The 2,105-nt window shown below is 59.3% G+C and carries 1 protein-coding gene; it reads left to right on the forward strand.

From position 1 onward, the window contains the following. Positions 1–2,105 (forward strand): dermonecrotic toxin domain-containing protein (locus tag BCO18175_RS40335; RefSeq protein WP_174989389.1); only part of this gene is annotated, 2,105 nt, incomplete at both ends.

A 2,105-nucleotide genomic window follows, 5' to 3' on the forward strand; every position in this document is an offset into this window, starting at 1 on the left:
GGCACAGCGCGAGAAGGTCGACACGCTCTACAGCCTATCGGGGCAGGCCAACGCGGTGTTCGACCAAAAGCCGCGGCCGAGTCTGCTGCAGGACGCGCGACAAGCATTTGAAACGATGTTCCCGCAGGCGCCGCGGCCGGTGGATCTGAATCGTCTTTATGTGAATGCCTATCGTGAGAAACAAGATCCGCCCGGCAGCGCTCAGTTCACGCGCGAGTGGGTGTCGTCTCGTAGCGTGGCCGATCTCATCGCACAGCGATACAGCGGTGGCGATCGGATCGACCTTGGCCACGATTCAGATAGGAATATTTCTTACGGTGTCTTCAGTTCACCCGATGCGGTGAGCGACGAGGCCAAGGTTGGCGGGACGACTGCGCAAGCGGCAGAAACGTTCATCAATGGCTTCTCGGCGGACACGGCCGAAAGCGTGAAGGCACAGAATGACCAATACTTCAGCACGCCGGGCCCGGATGGCAAGACTCCGTTGCAGAAGCTGGGAGAGCTCCGCAAGAATCAGATCCAGGCTGACGCGCAGTTACAACATGCGGACGGGACGCTCAGCCCAAAAGCGCTGAATCTCGTCGAGTCGGTGACGCAATACCCGACTCAAGCTGATCTCGATCGCGCCTATCCCGACGAGAGCGCCCGCCCGCGCGTCTTCAGTGTATCGATCAACCCGGACAGTAATGCTAACGGCAAGCGTGATGGCGATCAGAGGCTGTATGGCCCGCTCGTCATGATGACGCCGCGTGCCGATGACTGGCCTGGCAAGAACGATGTCGTTGTGCTGTCTCTGCCGGGGCAAGGGCTCAAGGCATTCGATTCCGTGGAGGCGATGAAGAGCTATGTTGCCGAGCCCGGCGTGCAGGTCGACGCTGAGCAGCGTCACGCCTTACTGAATTTCCTGCCTGAACAGGAGCAGGCAGACTTTGCGCAGAATCGACGCTACGAGCTTGGTGGCTTTCAAGCCGTGCCGGCTGGCACAAATTTTTTCGAGCATGGCGTGCAACAGCAAATCGACAAGCAAGGGCGCGATACCGAATACCGGATGACGCAGGCGGGTAAGCGTGGTGCGGACCTGACGGAGTTTGACGAGATCGCCGCTGATTCGTCGGATGACCTGCGCGAGTCGTTCGATGCGGATGGGATGCTCACGGAGCGTGATATCCGCCTGATCGAGCACAACCGACCTGACTGGTGGAAACAAAGCTCGCAAGTGGATCGGGATTCGCTTGAGAACTTCCAGGAGGGAGCCGACCAATTCGAGAACAATCTCGATGAACTCGAATCGCAGATCCCGACGCTCATGGAGCATGCGGCCACGAAAATCCGCGAGGAACTGCAATCGAAGTATCCTGGCATCGATCCGGACAAGGTTGCGGTCGCCATCACTTATTATCAACCGCCCGAAGGGGCCACGCGGGTCAACCCGGATCCGCAACCTCAAAGCAAGACGATAACGACCACCCTGACTGAGTATGTGACGCTGAAGAGGCAGCTCGCCCGGAATCCGCCAGACGATGAAACCGGGGTGTCCGGCACGCTTCTCGACGCCCTTTTGCCCGGAACGGATGTCGCGAAACTCTTCAGGGAGAACAAGGTTGGCGTCAGCGCGACGATGGCGGGTGCGGATGGCAAGCAGGTAACGCTAGCCAAGGAGGAGCTGAATGTGCTCGCCGAGAAGCTGGATGTCGGCCAAAGCTATGACCAGCTACTCACGGACAAGTATGGCGACAGGAAGCTGAAAGAGACCTGGCAGGGGGCCTACGGGTTAAGAATGCTGGCCGACGCCAAGGAAGGGGACCTGAGCGGGGCGTTCGGTGACCTTTATCAAAACAAGCTCCCTTACCGAATGGTGCGGGAGGTAATCAAGAATTCGGACTCCAGCAAGCGAGGGAAGGTGGACGGGTACACCATCCAGACGGAGGCGTTCACCGTTGATATCCACAGGCCGGGTCGAAAGGACGTTATCGGCAGCTATCCGGTGAACGGCATGGTCGTGATTGGGGCAGTCGACAGCCGGGGGAACGAGTCGAGGGCAATGGGGACGGTGGTGCTCTATACGCCTGACGCGCCAGACGGCCGGGCGTATCGTACCTACGCCA

Source organism: Burkholderia lata (assembly GCF_902499335.1).
GTDB classification, from domain to species: Bacteria; Pseudomonadota; Gammaproteobacteria; order Burkholderiales; family Burkholderiaceae; genus Burkholderia; species Burkholderia lata_B.